A 16,100-nucleotide genomic window follows, 5' to 3' on the forward strand; every position below is an offset into this window, starting at 1 on the left:
GGGGGGAGACTGTACGCATGCAGCCACGGAACATGTCCATGAGCGGAGTCGTCGATCTCGCCGCGGTGAAGGCCGCCCAGGAGGCCAAGGCGAAGGCGGAGCAGGCGCGCGCCGAGTCGGCCCGGCAGGGCGGCGGCGGGGCCGTGCCCCCGTCGAGCCTCGTCATCGATGTGGACGAGGCCGGTTTTGAGCGCGACGTTCTCCAGCGCTCGACCGAGGTGCCCGTCGTCATCGACTTCTGGGCCGAGTGGTGCGAGCCCTGCAAGCAGCTGAGTCCGCTGCTGGAGCGGCTGACCGCCGAGTACAGCGGTCGGTTCGTGCTCGCCAAGATCGACGTCGACGCCAACCAGATGCTGATGCAGCAGTTCGGGGTGCAGGGCATCCCGGCCGTCTTCGCCGTTGTGGCCGGGCAGGCGCTGCCCCTCTTCCAGGGTGCCGCCCCCGAGGCCCAGATCCGCCAGACGCTCGACCAGTTGGTCCAGGTCGCGGAGGAGCGCTTCGGACTCACCGGTGTCGCCGTCGACCCGGACGCGGAGGGTGCCGCACCGGTCGCTCAGGCCCCGGCCGGTCCGCACGACGCGGCGCTGGAGGCGGCCGTCCGGGCGCTGGACGCCGGTGACCTGGGCGGGGCCGTCCAGGCGTACAAGAACGTGCTCTCCGACGACCCGGGCAACACCGAGGCCAAGCTCGGCCTCGCCCAGGCCGAACTGCTCCAGCGGGTCCAGGGGATGGATCCCCAGGCCGTCCGCAAGGACGCCGCCGAGAAGCCCGACGACGTACAGGCGCAGATCGCCGCCGCCGACCTGGACCTGGTCGGCGGGCATGTCGAAGACGCCTTCGGGCGGCTCGTCGACACCGTCGCGCGCACAGCGGGTGACGACCGGGACGCCGCCCGCGTGCGACTGCTGGAACTCTTCGAGGTCGTCGGCGGTGACGACCCGCGCGTCGTCACCGCGCGTACGGCTCTGGCCCGGGTTCTCTTCTGAGCCGCCAGTGACCAGTTGTTAAACGCCACGGCTTGTGATGCCGAGGTGAAAATTCTGTCCCCGGGTGATCACCGCGGCCGCGCTTTACCAAAACTTGGTAATCGCGGCCGCTGTTACTTGGAGTAAGTCAGAGGCGCTTCGCCGTCCGGTTCTGTCCGCGTATGTGTGCGTATGGAAACTCGCTTGACCGTACCCAGCGTTGCCGTCCGCGTTCGACCGGTCGTGCTCCGGTTATCCGTCCGTTACCCGCGAGTAACGAACCCCCTTGTGCGAGCGCCGCGAATGGACGACGATCGGGCACGCTCGGTCCACTCCCCACATCCCGACACCCACTCGGGCAGCGGGGTCGATGGGTCCCCACCGAGTGGGTCGGCGGCGTCCTGGGGGAAGAACACCGAGGAACTCCGCCGGTCGAGGACAGGGGGGTCTCAGCCGAACGGCTGGGCCTGTCCGGCAGGTTGCGCGTGAAGGCTCAGGTGCGACCAGTGGTTGTCGCTCGGGGGTGATCGCCGGTGATCAGGGTGCGGACGACATGCGCCCCCGATGCGGGCGCTCTCCTTCCCGAGGACGTAGCACTTCTCCCATCCCTGCCCGGCTGAGCCGCCCAAGGCGCAGTCAGGGCCGGAGATGTACGTCCGAGAAGGAGGAACAGTCATGAAGTCCGTGACTCGTGGCGGGACCAGATGGAAGCGGTTCGCCGTAGTCATGGTGCCGAGCGTCGCGGCGACCGCCGCGATAGGCGTGGCCCTGTCCCAGGGCGCGCTTGCGGCATCGTTCAGCGTTTCAGGTCAGTCGTTCAAGGTGACGGCCAAGTCCCTCGACGGCAAGAACTTCGTCCAGTACGGCGCCGTCGATGCCGGTAAGACCGGTACTCACCCCGTCGCCGTCGTCGGTATGAAGTCGGCTGAGATCCACAGCCTGTGCCAGTCGGTGGTCGTGCCCGTCCCGGTCTTCGGCGACGTGTCGATGAAGCTCAGCGCCGGCACCGACCCGAAGCACCCCGTAGAGGCCAAGACCCTCTACATCGACGCCGACGACCTGCACGCCGATGCGACGTTCAACAACATCGACATCGGTGTGGCAGCGGGCGACGCCAACAAGGGCCCTGGTATCCACCAGGGCGACAAGGCGGACCCCAACTCGTTCGCGCAGCAGGCGGACTCGGTGCACTTCGAGAACGTCCAGCAGCGTGCGTGGGCCACCACGGCCGGCACCTTCCAGCTCTCCGGCCTCCACATGAGTGTCCAGAAGGGCAAGCACGAGTGCTACTGAGGCACTCGGTGCGCTGAACGGCCGGGCGCGGGGACACACGGGAACGCTCCGCACCACTCCCCGCGCCCGTCTCCGGGCAGCCACCATCACCACAGAACAACGCCATTCCCGAGGAGCTGTACGACATGAGCGCTGAAGCGCACGCAGGCCTTGGCCCCAAGCTTGGCCAGATGCGCGAATCGTTCCGAGGGTGGCGCGGTCAGCGCCCATTCTGGGGTGGCCTGCTTGCGCTGCTGGGCGGCATCCCGATCATGTACTTCCCGTACGCGAATCTGACGCTCGGCACGATGACGATCCGGATGGCCACCACGGCCGGTGCCGGATCGCTGATCATCGGTGTGCTGCTCGTCGTGCTCGGACTGACGATGTGGTTCCAGCCGCACTCCCGGGTGTTCGCGGGGGTGGCGGCGATCCTTCTCGCCCTGGTCTCCCTGGTGGTCTCCAACTTCGGCGGCTTCGTCATCGGCTTCCTGCTCGCCCTCGTCGGCGGCGCCCTCGGCGTCTCCTGGGCACCGGGCGGGCCGGCCGACGCGGCGGCGTTGGCCGAGGGTGACGGGGACCCCGCGAAGGAGAGCCCGGCCAAGGGCGGTCCCGCGCGGAACGACGCGTACGCGCCGCCGGTCACGGGAGCCACGTACAGCGTGTCGGGCGGAAACGACGACGTGTCAGGGACGAGCCCGGACAACGGGACGAACGGGAGGCACCGTGCCGGCTGACGAGGTCCACCACGAGGACTCCGCGCAGGAGTCCCGTGCGAGAACCGGGCCGCGGCATGCAGCGCCGAGAACCAAGCTGTTCACCCGGCTGCACATGCCCGCCGGCAAGGCGATAGCCATCGCGGCCATGCCCACGGCCGTGCTGATGGGCCTTGGCATGACGCCCACGCTGGCCATGGCCAAGGACAACCCGAGCAATTTCAGCGCGGACGACTACAAGGCGTGCGCCGACGCGGTCAAGACGCAGGACAGCACGACCAAGGACAAGAGCTCGGCCGAGGCGTCCCCGTCGCGGTCCGCGTCCGCCTCGGCGGAGACGTCGGGCGCCGACAAGGGCACGTCGAGCAAGAGCGGCACGGACGGCAAGAAGTCGGCGACGCCGACGCCCTCGCCCTCCGCGACGTCTGGCTCCTCCGGGGGCTCGGGGACCTCCTCCGGGACCTCGTCGGGCTCCGGCGACAGCGGCACGGCCACGGCGTCCCCGTCGCCCTCGCCGTCGAAGTCCAGCAACCCGCTCGACCCGCTGGGTCTCGGCTCCGCCCTGAACAGCCTCCTCGGCGGCGGTGACACCTCGTCGCCGAGTCCGAGCCCGTCCCCTTCGGCCTCCACCACGTCCCAGGACAGCGGCGGCACGCTCAAGGACACGACGGACAAGCTCACGGACACCGTCAAGGGCACCACCGACAAGGCCACGAGCACCCTCAAGGACACCACCGGCAAGGCCACGGACGCCGCGAAGAAGGCCACGGACACGGCCAAGGACGCGGCGACCAAGGCCACCGGCGCGGCCACGCCGTCGCCGAGCTCCAGCGGCGTCCCGGACAACTGCCCGGTCGCCACCGACAAGGCCGGCGGCTACGAGGACACGCCCGCGCCGCTGCCGGACAAGAGCTGGAAGCTGCGGGCCAGTTCGCTCCTGCTCAAGGGCGCGGACTACCAGGGCCTGGTGGACGTCCGCATGGCCGACGGGACCACCAAGCGCGTCATGAAGTACGTCATCTCCGACGGCACCGACATCGGCGACCTGCACCAGATCGTCGCGGGGCCCGACGGCAAGTACTTCCACATCCGCGCCGCCAAGGGCTCCACGTCCACCATCCGCGGCGGCAAGACGGTGATGTACACGGAGGAGCTCTCGGGCAATCTGTTCGGGCTCATCCCGATGACCTTCAACGCCAAGAACCCGCCGCCGCTGAACCTGCCGATCCTGTACTTCACCAACGTGCGGGTCACGCAGGCTTCGCAGTTCGGCGGAAACCTGCACGTTCCCGGTCTGCACACCACGGTGGAGGACACCGAGTAGGTCCCCCGCCGGCCTCAGGACCCGTCCGGGAGCCGCACAACGCCGAGGGCGCCCCCTGTGCGATCACACAGGGGGCGCCCTCGGCGCGTGTACGGGCCCGTACGACAGCGGAGCCGTCAGTCGCGGTTGCCGCCGCCCAGGTGGTGCACCCGGACCATGTTGGTGGTGCCGGGGACGCCGGGGGGCGAACCGGCCGTGATGATCAGGGTGTCGCCGTCGTCGAACCGCTTCAGGCGGACCAGCTCGGCGTCGACCAGCTCGACCATCGCGTCGGTGTTGTCGACGTGGGGCACCACGTGCGGCTCCACGCCCCAGCTCAGCGCCAGCTGGTTGCGGGTGCCCTCGTCCGTCGTGAACGCCATGATCGGCTGGACGGCGCGGTAGCGGGACAGGCGGCGGGCCGTGTCACCGGACTTGGTGAAGGCGACCAGCGCCTTGCCGTTCAGGAAATCCGCGATCTCGCACGCGGCGCGTGCCACCGAACCGCCCTGCGTGCGTGGCTTCTTGCCCTGGACCAGCGGCTGGAGACCCTTGGAGAGCAGCTCCTCCTCGGCCGCCTGGACGATCTTCGACATCGTCTTGACGGTCTCGATCGGGTACGCGCCCACGCTCGACTCGGCCGACAGCATGACCGCGTCGGCGCCGTCCAGGATCGCGTTGGCCACGTCGGACGCCTCGGCGCGGGTCGGGCGCGAGTTGGTGATCATCGACTCCATCATCTGGGTCGCCACGATCACCGGCTTGGCGTTGCGCCTGCACATCTCCACCAGGCGCTTCTGCACCATCGGGACCTTCTCGAGCGGGTACTCGACGGCGAGGTCGCCGCGGGCCACCATCACACCGTCGAACGCCGCGACGACGCCCTCCATGTTGGCGACCGCCTGCGGCTTCTCCACCTTGGCGATGACGGGCACCCGGCGGCCCACCTCGTCCATGATCTTGTGGACGTCGTTGACGTCGTTCGCGTCGCGCACGAAGGAGAGCGCCACCAGGTCGCAGCCCATCCGCAGGGCGAACCGCAGGTCCTCGACGTCCTTCTCGGACAGCGCCGGCACGTTGACGGCCGCGCCGGGCAGGTTGATGCCCTTGTGGTCGGAGATGACACCGCCCTCGATGACGATGGTCCTGACCCGGGTGGCGTCGACGTCGGTCACCTTGAGTTCGACGTTGCCGTCGTTGATCAGGACCTGGTCGCCCTTGGAGACGTCCCCCGGCAGGCCCTTGTACGTCGTCCCGCAGATCGTGCGGTCGCCCGGCACGTCCTCGGTGGTGATGGTGAACTCGTCACCGCGCACCAGCTCGACGGGCCCCTCGGCGAAGGTCTCCAGACGGATCTTCGGGCCCTGCAGGTCGGCGAGGACGCCCACCGGCCTGCCCGTCCGCTTCGCGGCGGCGCGGACACGGTCGTAGCGACCCTGGTGCTCCTCGTGGGAGCCGTGGCTGAAGTTGAAGCGGGCCACGTTCATGCCGGCCTCGATCAGCGAGACGAGCTGCTCTTCGGAGTCGACGGCGGGGCCCAGCGTGCAGACGATTTTGGAACGGCGCATGGGGGCGATCCTATCGGTTTGTTTCGCTACGGAATATTCCGTCTGGCGGAATCTACAAATGGGCGGTGGTGTGCTCAGTCGTTGCGGCAGGCGCCTCGACGCCTCCGTGCCTGCTTCGTCAGGCGCCCCCGACGAGCGCGTAGGTCTGCTGCGCGATCTCCAGCTCCTCGTCGGTCGGCACCACGGCGACGGCGACCCGGGCGTACTCGGGCGAGACGATCCGGGCTTCGTCGGAACGTACGGAATTGAGCTCGCCGTCGACCGCCAGACCCAGCTCCTCCAGGCCCGCGACGGCAGCCTCGCGCACCGGCGCCGCGTTCTCGCCGACCCCCGCCGTGAACGCGACCGCGTCCACCCTGCCGAGCACCGCGTAGTAGGCGCCGATGTACTTCTTCAGACGGTGGATGTAGATGTCGAACGCGAGGGCCGCCTCCTGGTCGCCCTCGTCGATCCGGCGGCGGATCTCCCGCATGTCGTTGTCGCCGCACAGGCCGATCAGACCGCTCTTCTTGTTCAGCAGCACGTCGACGTCGTCCGCCGACATGTTGCCGACCCGCATCAGATGGAAGATGACGGCCGGGTCGATATCGCCTGAACGCGTCCCCATCACCAGACCCTCCAACGGGGTCAGGCCCATCGACGTGTCCACGCACACCCCGCCCCTGACCGCCGACGCCGAGGCGCCGTTGCCCAGATGCAGCACGATCACGTTGACCTCGGACGGATCCTTGCCCAGCAGCTCCGCCGTCTTGCGGGACACGTACGCGTGCGAGGTCCCGTGGAAGCCGTAGCGGCGCACCCGGTGCTCGTCCGCGGTCTTCACGTCGATCGCGTAGCGCGCCGCCGACTCCGGCATCGTCGTGTGGAACGCCGTGTCGAAGACGGCCACCTGCGGCAGGTCGGGGCGCAGGGCCATCGCCGTACGGATACCCGTCAGGTTCGCCGGGTTGTGCAGCGGCGCGACGGGGATGAGCCGCTCGATCTCCGCGAGGACCGCGTCGTCGATCACGGTCGGCTCGGTGAACCGCTTGCCGCCGTGCACCACCCGGTGGCCGATCGCGGCCAGCTCGGGGGAGTCGAGGCCGAGCCCGTCCTGCGCCAGTTCGGCCGCGACCGCCTTCAGCGCCTCCTCGTGGTCGGCTATCGGCCGGTTCTGCTCGCGCGCGGCCGCGTCGCCCGGGTGCAGCGGCGTGTGCTTGAGGCGCGAGGTCTCCTCACCGATGCGCTCGACCAGGCCCACGGCGAGCCGCGCGTTGTCACGCATGTCGAGCAGCTGGTACTTCACCGACGACGAGCCGGAGTTGAGAACGAGGATGCGGGTGCCGGTCACAGGTGGGTGCCTTCTGGTCGGGTACGAGGTCGGGGGAGAGGCGGGGAGGGGCGGGACGGGACGGGACGGACAGGGCGGTGTCGGCTCAGCCGGCCGGGGTCTGGGCCTGGATCGCCGTGATGGCGACGGTGTTGACGATGTCCTGGACGAGCGCGCCGCGGGACAGGTCGTTCACCGGCTTGCGCAGGCCCTGCAGGACCGGGCCGACGGCGATCGCGCCGGCCGACCGCTGCACGGCCTTGTACGTGTTGTTGCCGGTGTTGAGGTCGGGGAAGATCAGCACGCTGGCCTGGCCCGCCACCTCGGAGCCGGGGAGTTTGGTCGCCGCTACGGACGGCTCGACCGCCGCGTCGTACTGGATCGGCCCCTCGATCTTGAGGTCGGGCCGCAGCGAGCGCACCAGCTCGGTCGCCTCGCGGACCTTGTCCACGTCGGCCCCGGAGCCGGAGGTGCCGGTCGAGTAGGAGAGCATCGCCACGCGCGGGTCCACGCCGAACTGGGCGGCGGTCACCGCGGACTGGGAGGCGATGTCGGCGAGCTGCTGGGCGTTCGGGTCCGGGTTGACGGCGCAGTCGCCGTACACCAGGACCTTGTCGGCCAGGCACATGAAGAAGACGGACGACACGATCGCCGCCTCCGGCTTGGTCTTGATGATCTCGAAGGCGGGACGGATGGTCGCCGCGGTCGAGTGCACGGATCCGGAGACCATGCCGTCCGCGAGCCCCTCCTGCACCATCAGGGTGCCGAAGTAGTTCACGTCCGCCACCACGTCGAAGGCCAGCTCCACGGTGACGCCCTTGTGGGCGCGCAGCGCCGCGTACTCCTGGGCGAACCGTTCCCGCAGCTCCGAGGCGGCCGGGTCGATGAGCTGGCTGTCGGCCAGGTCGACGCCGAGGTCGGCGGCCTTCTTGCGGATCTGCTCGACCGGGCCGAGCAGCGTCAGATCGCACACCCCACGGCGCAGCAGCACGTCCGCCGCGCGCAGCACCCGCTCCTCCGTGCCCTCCGGCAGGACGACACGGCGCTTGTCGGAGCGGGCCTGTTCGAGCAGCTGGTGCTCGAACATCATCGGGGTGACCCGGTCGGTGGACGGCGCCTGGATCGTCTTGAGCAGCGCGCTCGTGTCGACGTAGCGCTCGAACACGCCGAGGGCGGTCTCCGCCTTGCGGGGGGTGGCCGCGTTCAACTTCCCTTCCATGGCGAACAGTTCGGCCGCCGTGGGGAAGGACCCGCCGGAGACGGCGACGACCGGGGTGCCGGGCGCCAGACGTTCGGCGAGGCGCAGGATCTCCTTGCCGGGCCGCTCGTTCAGGGTGAGCAGGACGCCCGCGATCGGCGGGGTCCCGGCGCTGTGCGCCGCCAGCGCCCCGACGACCAGGTCGGCGCGGTCCCCGGGCGTGACCACCATGCAGCCGGGCGTGAGGGCGGCCAGGAAGTTCGGCAGCATGGCGCCGCCGAAGACGAAGTCGAGCGCGTCGCGGGCGAGCCCGGAGTCGTCGCCGAGCAGCACCGTGCCGCCGAGCGCGTGGGTGATCTGGGCGACGGTCGGCGCGGCGAGCGCGGGCTCGTCGGGCAGCACGTAGACGGCGACGGGGAGGCGGTTGGTCAGCCGCTCCTGTATCTCGTCGCGGTCCTCCGGCACGACCCGGTTCACGATCATCGCGAGGACGTCGCAGCCGAGGCCGTCGTAGGCGCGGTAGGCGTTGCGGACCTCGGCGCGCACCGACTCGGACGTCTGCCTGCGGCCGCCGACGACCGGCAGGACGGAGGCGCCGAACTCGTTGGCCAGCCGGGCGTTGAGCGCCAGCTCGTCCGGCAGCTGCGTGTCGGCGAAGTCGGTACCGAGGACGAGAACGACGTCGTAGTCGCGGGCCACCGCGTGGAACCGGTCGACCAGAAGCGAGACCAGTTCGTCGGTGCCCTGCTCGGCCTGGATGGCGGAGGCGTCGTGGTAGTCGAGTCCGTAGACGCTCGACGGGTCCTGCGACAGGCGGTAGCGCGCCCGCAGCAGGTCGAAGAGGCGGTCGGGTCCGTCGTGGACGAGCGGCCGGAAGACCCCCACCCGGTCGACCTGCCGGGTCAGGAGCTCCATGACTCCCAGCTCGACGACCTGGCGGCCGTCACCCCGGTCGATCCCGGTCACGTACACGCTGCGCGTCACGCGTGCTCTCCCTTTCCTGCGGTCCTGGCTGCGGTTCTTCCCACGGGCCGCCCTGCTCCAGGGCGAAAAAATAGCCGTAATGGAAGCTGTGCCCCCTTGACAATACCTCCGGCGGTGGCTAGGTCGCCCGCCGGACAAAGGGCCTGGACATGAGGGCCGTAAGTCCACATGGCACACGGGACCTGATGCCCTGCCCCGCTCGGCCGAACCTCCCGAACCGCTCGCGCCTCGCTGTTGCGCGCACGCGCGGCCCCTGAGGTCGTGGAAGAATCGGCAGCGCTCAGACGTACCAGCAGCGAGCAGGAGACACAGCACGATGCGTATCGGAGTTCTCACCGCAGGCGGCGACTGCCCCGGCCTGAACGCAGTGATCCGGTCGGTCGTGCACCGAGCCGTCACGCACTACGGCGACGAGGTGCTCGGCTTTGAAGACGGTTACGCGGGACTGCTCGACGGGCGCTACCGGCCGCTCGACCTCAACGCGGTGAGTGGCATCCTCTCCCGCGGCGGCACCATCCTCGGCTCCTCCCGCCTTGAGCGCGACAAGTTCCGCGCGGCCTGCGAGAACGCCAAGCAACTCGCCGAGGAGATCGGCTTCGACGTGCTCATCCCGATCGGCGGCGAGGGCACCCTGACCGCCGCCCGGATGCTCTCCGACGCCGGTCTTCCGGTCGTCGGCGTCCCGAAGACGATCGACAACGACATCTCCTCCACCGACCGCACCTTCGGCTTCGACACCGCCGTCGGCGTCGCCACCGAGGCCATCGACCGCCTCAAGACGACCGCCGAGTCCCACCAGCGGGTGATGGTCGTCGAGGTCATGGGACGGCACGCCGGTTGGATCGCCCTGGAGTCCGGCATGGCCGGCGGCGCCCACGGCATCTGCCTGCCCGAGCGCCCCTTCGACCCGGCCGACCTGGTCACGATGGTCGAGGAACGCTTCGCCCGCGGCAAGAAGTTCGCCGTCGTCTGCGTCGCCGAGGGCGCCCACCCGGCCGAGGGCACGATGGACTACGGCAAGGGCGAGATCGACCAGTTCGGCCACGAGCGCTTCCTGGGCATCGGCACCGCACTCGCCCACGAGCTGGAGCACCGCCTCGGCAAGGAGGCCCGGCCGGTCATCCTGGGCCACGTCCAGCGCGGCGGCACCCCGACCGCGTACGACCGCGTCCTCGCCACCCGTTTCGGCTGGCACGCCGTGGAGGCCGCGCACCGGGCCGAGTACGGCAAGATGACCTCGCTGCGCGGCACCGACATCACGATGGTGCCGCTCAAGGACGCGATCACCGAGCTGAAGACGGTCCCCAAGGACCGGATGGACGAGGCGGAGTCGGTCTTCTGAAACCCGCACGTACGAGGCGGAGCCGGTCTTCTGGGCCCCGCACGGACGAGGTGAGGCGCGGTCACGGCTCGCGGATCCTGGACCAGAACTCGTCCAGGATCCGTTCGAGGAACTCCCGGCCCGCGCCGTCCGCCTGCCGCGACGACGCCCCGCCCCAGCCGAGCGTGGCCGCCATCGCCCCCTGATAGTCGTCGTGCATCGCCTCCAGGGCGTCCTCGAGCTCGTGCCGCGGCACCGGTACGACCCGGGCCACCGGGCGCACGTACGCCTGGGGGCGCACCCCGGTCACCGCGTCACGCAGCAGTCCCGCCAGCTGACCGTCCCGGCCGGTCACCGTCGCGAACGCCCGCGGGCCGAGCCCGAGCACATCGGCGAGCGCGGTCGACTGCCGCTCATTGCCCCGCCAGTCACCCGTCGCCTCCATGCGCTGGTACGCGCGCACGTCGAGGCCCACCGAGAGCGCCACGTCCTGCGGGGCGAGCCCGAGCGCGAGCCGGTGCTCGCGCAGCGTCTGCGGGTCGCCCAGCAGGTCGCCCGCGGAACACCACAACGCCCCGGCCAGCGCGGCCAGTTCGGTCGCGTTGGGTGCGACCTGGCCGCGCTCCCAGTAGGTGATGGTGTCCGGCGTGACGTACCCGAGACCGTACGAGGCGCGCATCGTGTACGCGACATGGCCCGGCGCCATCCCGAGCCCCTCGCGGAGGCTGCGAGCGGCGCGGGCGTCGAAAGGTGGTGTCGGCTCGTTCGCCGCGGACTGGTAGTGCACGGGGACAAAGTAGGGGCGAACGGGAGGGGTGGCTACGGTGTGTTCGCCTCACGTGACAACTCGTAGGAACATACAGGAGCTAAGCGGGCGTTCACTCCCACGTGTAGACAAGCTCCGGTCGCCCCACCTGTCCGTACTGCGGCCTGCGCGCCGCGCGCCCCGCGTCGACCAGATGCTCCATATACCGGCGGGCCGTGATCCGCGAGATGCCGACCGACTCCGCGGCGCCGGCGGCCGTCAGCCCCGCCGCGCCCGCCTGCCGCAAAGCCTGAGTCACCCGCTCAAGGGTCGGCGCGCTCAACCCCTTCGGCAGCGCGGCCGGAGCCGGTGAGCGCAGGCTCGCAAGAGCCCGGTCCACCTCGTCCTGCCCGGTCGCCTCGCCGGACGACGTACGGAACTCGGCGTACCGCACGAGACGCTCCCGCAGCGTCGCGAACGTGAACGGCTTGAGCACGTACTGGACCACACCGAGCGAGACGCCCTCCCTGACCACCGTGAGATCCCGGGCCGAGGTGACCGCCACGACATCGGCGTGATGCCCCGCGGCCCGCAGCCCACGGGCGAGCGCGAGCCCGTGCCCGTCCGGCAGATGAAGATCGAGCAGCACGAGGTCCACGGCCGTACGGTCGAGCGCGCGCCGCGCCTCCGCCGCCGTGTGAGCCTTCGCGACCGTGACGAACCCGGGGACCCGGTCCACGTACATGGCATGCGCGTCGGCGGCGACCGGGTCGTCCTCGACGACCAGCACCCGGATCCGCCCCGTGGCGTCCGTCGCCATGAGCCCTCACTCCCTCGGAAAAGTGCCGCGGTCCCACGTCCAACTGCGACACCTACTCGGGGCGGGGCCCCGGTGCTCCCGCCGCACCCTGCCAACCGGCCGAAGTGTCACCCGCCGCCGCGCCCGCGTCCAGCCCGACCGCGCTGTCCACGGCGTCCGAACCGACGCCGGTGCCGGGCTGCCGCGGCACCGCGTCCAGCGGCGGCCCGTCCGCACGACCCCCCGGACGGCCCACCGGCCGCCCCGACAGCGGCAGCCGCACCGTGAACTCGGCACCGCCCTGCGCCGCCCGCCCCAGTTCCAGTGTCCCGCCGGCCCGCGCAACCGCCTGCCGGACCAGCGCCAGGCCCAGCCCGCGTCCGCAGGAACCCGCCGCCTTCGTCGACCAGCCACGCTCGAACACCGCCTCCGCGTCGGCCTCGGCCACCCCCGGCCCCGTGTCCGACACCCTCAGCAGCAGCGACCCGCCCTCCGCACGCGCCGTCACGGTGACCCGGGCGCCGGGCGCGCCCAGCGCCGCGTCGACCGCGTTGTCGATGAGGTTGCCCAGCACCGTGACCAGATCACGGGAGGGCAGCGCCCGCGGCAACAGCCCGTCGTCGATCCGGGTGTCCGGGGAGACGACGAGCTCCACACCGTGCTCGTTGGCCTGCGCCGCCTTGCCGAGCAGCAGCGCCGCGAGCACCGGCTCGCTCACCGCGCCCACGACCTGGTCCGTCAGCACCTGCGCCAGCTCCAGCTCGGCCGTCGCGAACTCCACCGCCTCCTCGGCCCGGCCCAGCTCGATCAGCGAGACGACCGTGTGCAGCCGGTTGGCCGCCTCGTGCGCCTGCGACCTGAGCGCCTGCGTGAAACCGCGCTCCGAGTCCAGCTCGCCCATCACCGCCTGCAACTCGGTGTGGTCGCGCAGCGTCACCACCGTGCCGCGCCGGCTCCCGCTCGTGACCGGCGAGGTGTTCACCACCACGACCCGGTCGGCCGTCAGATGCACCTCGTCCACCCGCGGCTCGGCGGCCAGCAGAGCCCCGGTGAGCGCCTTGGGAAGACCGAGCTCGGCCACCGACCGCCCCACGGACCCCTCCCCGACACCGAGCAGCTCCCGCGCCCCGTCATTGATCAACGCCACCCGCCGCTGCCCGTCCAGCATCACCAGACCCTCGCGCACCGCGTGCAGCGCGGCCTGGTGGTAGGCGTGCATCCGGCTCAGTTCGGTCGCGTTCATGCCGTGCGTATGCCGTCGCAGCCGAGCGTTGACCACGTACGTCCCGATCCCGCCGAGCACCAGCGCGGCCAGCGCCACCCCGCCCACGGCGAGCAGCTGCCCGCGCGCTCGTCGGCTGATCCGCTCGATGGTGATCCCCGCGCTGACGAGCCCGATGACCTGGTGCCCGCTCCCGTACACCGGCGTGACCACCCGCACGGAAGGCCCCAGCGTGCCGGTGTACGTCTCCGAGAACGTACGCCCCTTCAGCGCGGGCCCGATGTGCCCCAGGAAACGATGGCCGATCCGCCGCGGGTCCGGGTGCGTCCAGCGGATGCCGCGCGTGTCCATGATCGTCACGAAGTCGACCCCGGTGTGCCGCATGACATCCGTGGCGTACGGCTGCAACGTCACGGTCGGATCCTGCCGCGCCCGCCCCTCGATCGCCGCCCGCACCGACCTGGCGTCGGCCACCGACGTGGCCACCGCCTTCGCCTGCCGGTGCGCCGCCGACTCGGCCTGGCCCTTGTCACTCACGTACATGAACAGCGCACACCCCGCGACGACGACCGCGACAAGCACGACCTGCATCGCGAACAGCTGACCCGCGAGGCTGCGCGGGCGGGGGATGCGCATGACGCCAGTGTGCACGCACTCCCTCGGTTCGTATAAGCGCGAACTAAATGAACACAAGGGTGACGGCCGTCACGGCCCGGGAGATAGTCACCGCAATCCGCAGCACGCAGCAAGCGGCTCGGAGCACCGCAGGACGTGAGCCGCACGACCTGTGCGTACGAGACACCTGCCCAGTACGCCGACGTCGTCGTCAGGAGGAACCGTGGCCGCAACCAAGCCCGAGACCACGCCACCCGCCGCTACCAAGCGGGACCGCACCCACCATCTCTACATAGCCGTGATCGTCGCGGTGTTCCTCGGCATCGCCGTCGGCTTCGCCGCCCCGGGCGTCGCCGAGCAGCTCAAGCCGCTCGGCACGGGCTTCGTCAGCCTGATCAAGATGATGATCTCGCCGATCATCTTCTGCACGATCGTCCTCGGCATCGGATCCGTCAGGAAGGCCGCCAAGGTCGGCAAGGTGGGCGGGCTCGCGATCGGCTACTTCCTGGCGATGTCCTTCGTCGCCCTCACCATCGGCCTGATCGTCGGCAACATCGTCAAGCCCGGCGCGGGCATGCACCTGACCGAGGCGGTCAAGGGCGTCGGCCAGACCCAGGCCAAGGCGGGTAGCGCCGAGGGCCCGGTCGACTTCGTCCTCGGGATCATCCCCAAGACGATGGTCTCCGCCCTCACCGAGGGCCAGGTCCTCCAGACCCTCCTGGTCGCCCTTCTGGTCGGCTTCGCGCTCCAGGCCATGGGCAGGACGGGCGAGCCGCTGCTGCGCGGCATCGAGCACATCCAGCGCCTGGTCTTCCGCGTCCTGTCCATGATCATGTGGGCTGCCCCGATCGGTGCCTTCGGCGCCATCGCCGCGGTGGTGGGCGCCACCGGAATGGACGCCCTCAAGGCGCTGGGCACGATCATGATCGCGTTCTACATCAGCTGCGTGCTCTTCATCTTCGTGGTGCTCGGCCTGCTGGTGCGGATGGTGACCGGCATCAACATCTTCCACCTCTTCAAGTACCTCGGCCGCGAGTTCCTGCTGATCCTTTCGACGTCGTCGTCGGAGTCCGCGCTGCCGCGGCTCATCGCGAAGATGGAACACCTGGGCGTCAGCCGTCCGGTCGTCGGCATCACCGTCCCGACCGGCTACTCGTTCAACCTCGACGGCACCATGATCTACCTGACCATGGCCTCGCTGTTCGTCGCCGATGCCATGGACCAGCCGATGTCCATCGGCGCTCAGATCAGCCTGCTCCTCTTCATGATGGTCGCCTCCAAGGGCGCAGCGGGCGTATCCGGCGCGGGCCTGGCCACGCTGGCCGGTGCCCTCCAGTCGCACAAGCCCGCGCTGGTCGACGGTGTCGGACTGATCGTCGGCATCGACCGCTTCATGAGTGAGGCCCGCGCACTGACGAACTTCGCGGGCAACGCGGTGGCGACGCTGCTCATCGGCACGTGGACCGGAGAGCTGGACCGCGACAAGGCCGCGCGTGTCCTCGCGGGCGACCTGCCGTTCGACGAGCGCACCCTGCTGGACTCGGCGGACGAGCCGGCCGCGACGCTGCCCGCGGCGCGGGACGGCGAGACGGACACGCAGACCGGCACCGGTACCGGCACCGAGACGGAAGCCGGGGCGAAGCAGCCGGCCTGAGCCCAGTCCGGGAGCGGGGTCCGGGAGCGGGGTTCGGCGCGTCGAGGGACGCGGCGGACCCCGCTTTTGTACTACAGGGCCACGTGGCGTAGAGTCCTGCGAGTTGTCCGGGCCACAGCGGCCCACGGCAGCACTCTGCCGCTCACGCGGCACCCACCTCAGTACGACTTCCCGACGGGATCGATTTCGGCATGCCCGAATTCGAATACGTCGAGAGCGTCGGGGCCGAATTGGAAACGCGCAAGCGGTTCCGCTAAGGTTAGAGGCGTCGGAACGGCCCAACAGCCGCAACGACAAACCCGATTCACTGAAAATCAGGCCCGAAAGGATCTGATAGAGTCGGAGACGCAAGACCGAAGGGAAGCGCCCGGAGGAAAGCCGGAGACTGAAGGGTCTCGGTGAGTACAAAGGAAGCGTCCGTTCCTTGAG

At 70.2% G+C, this 16,100-nt stretch carries 12 protein-coding genes; 6 read left to right on the forward strand and 6 right to left on the reverse strand.

What is annotated here, in order from left to right; translation table 11 throughout:
• The first annotated feature begins 17 nt into the window (after positions 1 to 17).
• The 4 genes from OFY01_RS28240 (at position 18) to OFY01_RS28255 (ending at position 4,277) form a co-directional block, all read left to right on the forward strand.
• Positions 18 to 986, forward strand: coding sequence for a tetratricopeptide repeat protein (locus OFY01_RS28240; protein ID WP_266604653.1), 969 nt, complete (start codon positions 18 to 20; stop codon positions 984 to 986).
• A gap of 654 nt (positions 987 to 1,640) precedes the next feature.
• Complete coding sequence (locus tag OFY01_RS28245; protein WP_266604655.1) at positions 1,641 to 2,258, forward strand: DUF6230 family protein; 618 nt, start codon at positions 1,641 to 1,643, stop codon at positions 2,256 to 2,258.
• Between the two features lie 125 nt (positions 2,259 to 2,383).
• Positions 2,384 to 2,974: a DUF6114 domain-containing protein gene (locus OFY01_RS28250; RefSeq protein ID WP_266604657.1), complete on the forward strand. Its 591-nt coding sequence runs from the start codon at positions 2,384 to 2,386 to the stop codon at positions 2,972 to 2,974.
• A complete protein-coding gene (locus OFY01_RS28255; RefSeq protein WP_266604659.1) occupies positions 2,964 to 4,277 on the forward strand; it encodes a hypothetical protein in 1,314 nt (437 codons plus the stop codon). Before OFY01_RS28250 ends, OFY01_RS28255 begins: the two co-directional genes overlap by 11 nt.
• A gap of 116 nt (positions 4,278 to 4,393) precedes the next feature.
• On the opposite strand, the gene pyk is transcribed toward OFY01_RS28255, so the two are convergent.
• From pyk to pta, 3 genes are all read right to left on the reverse strand, one after another.
• Positions 4,394 to 5,824, reverse strand: coding sequence for a pyruvate kinase (gene pyk, locus OFY01_RS28260; RefSeq protein WP_266604661.1), 1,431 nt, complete (start codon positions 5,822 to 5,824; stop codon positions 4,394 to 4,396).
• A 118-nt stretch (positions 5,825 to 5,942) separates the two neighbouring features.
• Positions 5,943 to 7,154 (reverse strand): acetate kinase, encoded by a 1,212-nt coding sequence (locus OFY01_RS28265; RefSeq protein WP_266604662.1) that lies wholly within the window; start codon positions 7,152 to 7,154, stop codon positions 5,943 to 5,945.
• Positions 7,155 to 7,239: 85 nt separating this feature from the next.
• A complete protein-coding gene (gene pta, locus OFY01_RS28270) occupies positions 7,240 to 9,315 on the reverse strand; it encodes a phosphate acetyltransferase (RefSeq protein ID WP_266604663.1) in 2,076 nt (691 codons plus the stop codon).
• A 316-nt stretch (positions 9,316 to 9,631) separates the two neighbouring features.
• Between pta and OFY01_RS28275 the strand changes: the two genes are divergently transcribed.
• Positions 9,632 to 10,657 carry an ATP-dependent 6-phosphofructokinase gene (locus OFY01_RS28275; RefSeq protein WP_266604665.1) on the forward strand — a complete coding sequence of 342 codons (1,026 nt, stop codon included), beginning with the start codon at positions 9,632 to 9,634 and terminating at the stop codon, positions 10,655 to 10,657.
• A 61-nt stretch (positions 10,658 to 10,718) separates the two neighbouring features.
• Here the strand turns inward: OFY01_RS28275 and OFY01_RS28280 are convergent, their stop codons facing one another.
• The 3 genes from OFY01_RS28280 to OFY01_RS28290 form a co-directional block, all read right to left on the reverse strand.
• Positions 10,719 to 11,423: a helix-turn-helix domain-containing protein gene (locus OFY01_RS28280; protein WP_266604667.1), complete on the reverse strand. Its 705-nt coding sequence runs from the start codon at positions 11,421 to 11,423 to the stop codon at positions 10,719 to 10,721.
• A 91-nt stretch (positions 11,424 to 11,514) separates the two neighbouring features.
• A complete protein-coding gene (locus OFY01_RS28285) occupies positions 11,515 to 12,201 on the reverse strand; it encodes a response regulator (RefSeq protein ID WP_266604669.1) in 687 nt (228 codons plus the stop codon).
• A gap of 52 nt (positions 12,202 to 12,253) precedes the next feature.
• Positions 12,254 to 14,038: a sensor histidine kinase gene (locus OFY01_RS28290; protein WP_266604671.1), complete on the reverse strand. Its 1,785-nt coding sequence runs from the start codon at positions 14,036 to 14,038 to the stop codon at positions 12,254 to 12,256.
• 202 nt (positions 14,039 to 14,240) lie between these two features.
• Between OFY01_RS28290 and OFY01_RS28295 the strand changes: the two genes are divergently transcribed.
• Positions 14,241 to 15,671, forward strand: coding sequence for a cation:dicarboxylate symporter family transporter (locus OFY01_RS28295; protein ID WP_266604673.1), 1,431 nt, complete (start codon positions 14,241 to 14,243; stop codon positions 15,669 to 15,671).
• Positions 15,672 to 16,100 lie beyond the last annotated feature (429 nt).

The sequence above is a fragment of the Streptomyces beihaiensis genome (genome assembly GCF_026274175.1).
Classification (GTDB): Bacteria; Actinomycetota; Actinomycetes; order Streptomycetales; family Streptomycetaceae; genus Streptomyces; species Streptomyces beihaiensis.

What these genes read in the sequence shown, in the direction of transcription:
- OFY01_RS28285 (WP_266604669.1), bottom strand. Translation starts at nt 12,201, where the DNA reads ATGGCGACGGACGCCACGGGGCGGATCCGGGTGCTGGTCGTCGAGGAC.
- OFY01_RS28250 (WP_266604657.1), top strand. Translation starts at nt 2,384, where the DNA reads ATGAGCGCTGAAGCGCACGCAGGCCTTGGCCCCAAGCTTGGCCAGATG.
- OFY01_RS28240 (WP_266604653.1), top strand. Translation starts at nt 18, where the DNA reads ATGCAGCCACGGAACATGTCCATGAGCGGAGTCGTCGATCTCGCCGCG.
- OFY01_RS28245 (WP_266604655.1), top strand. Translation starts at nt 1,641, where the DNA reads ATGAAGTCCGTGACTCGTGGCGGGACCAGATGGAAGCGGTTCGCCGTA.
- pyk (WP_266604661.1), bottom strand. Translation starts at nt 5,824, where the DNA reads ATGCGCCGTTCCAAAATCGTCTGCACGCTGGGCCCCGCCGTCGACTCC.
- OFY01_RS28275 (WP_266604665.1), top strand. Translation starts at nt 9,632, where the DNA reads ATGCGTATCGGAGTTCTCACCGCAGGCGGCGACTGCCCCGGCCTGAAC.
- OFY01_RS28290 (WP_266604671.1), bottom strand. Translation starts at nt 14,038, where the DNA reads ATGCGCATCCCCCGCCCGCGCAGCCTCGCGGGTCAGCTGTTCGCGATG.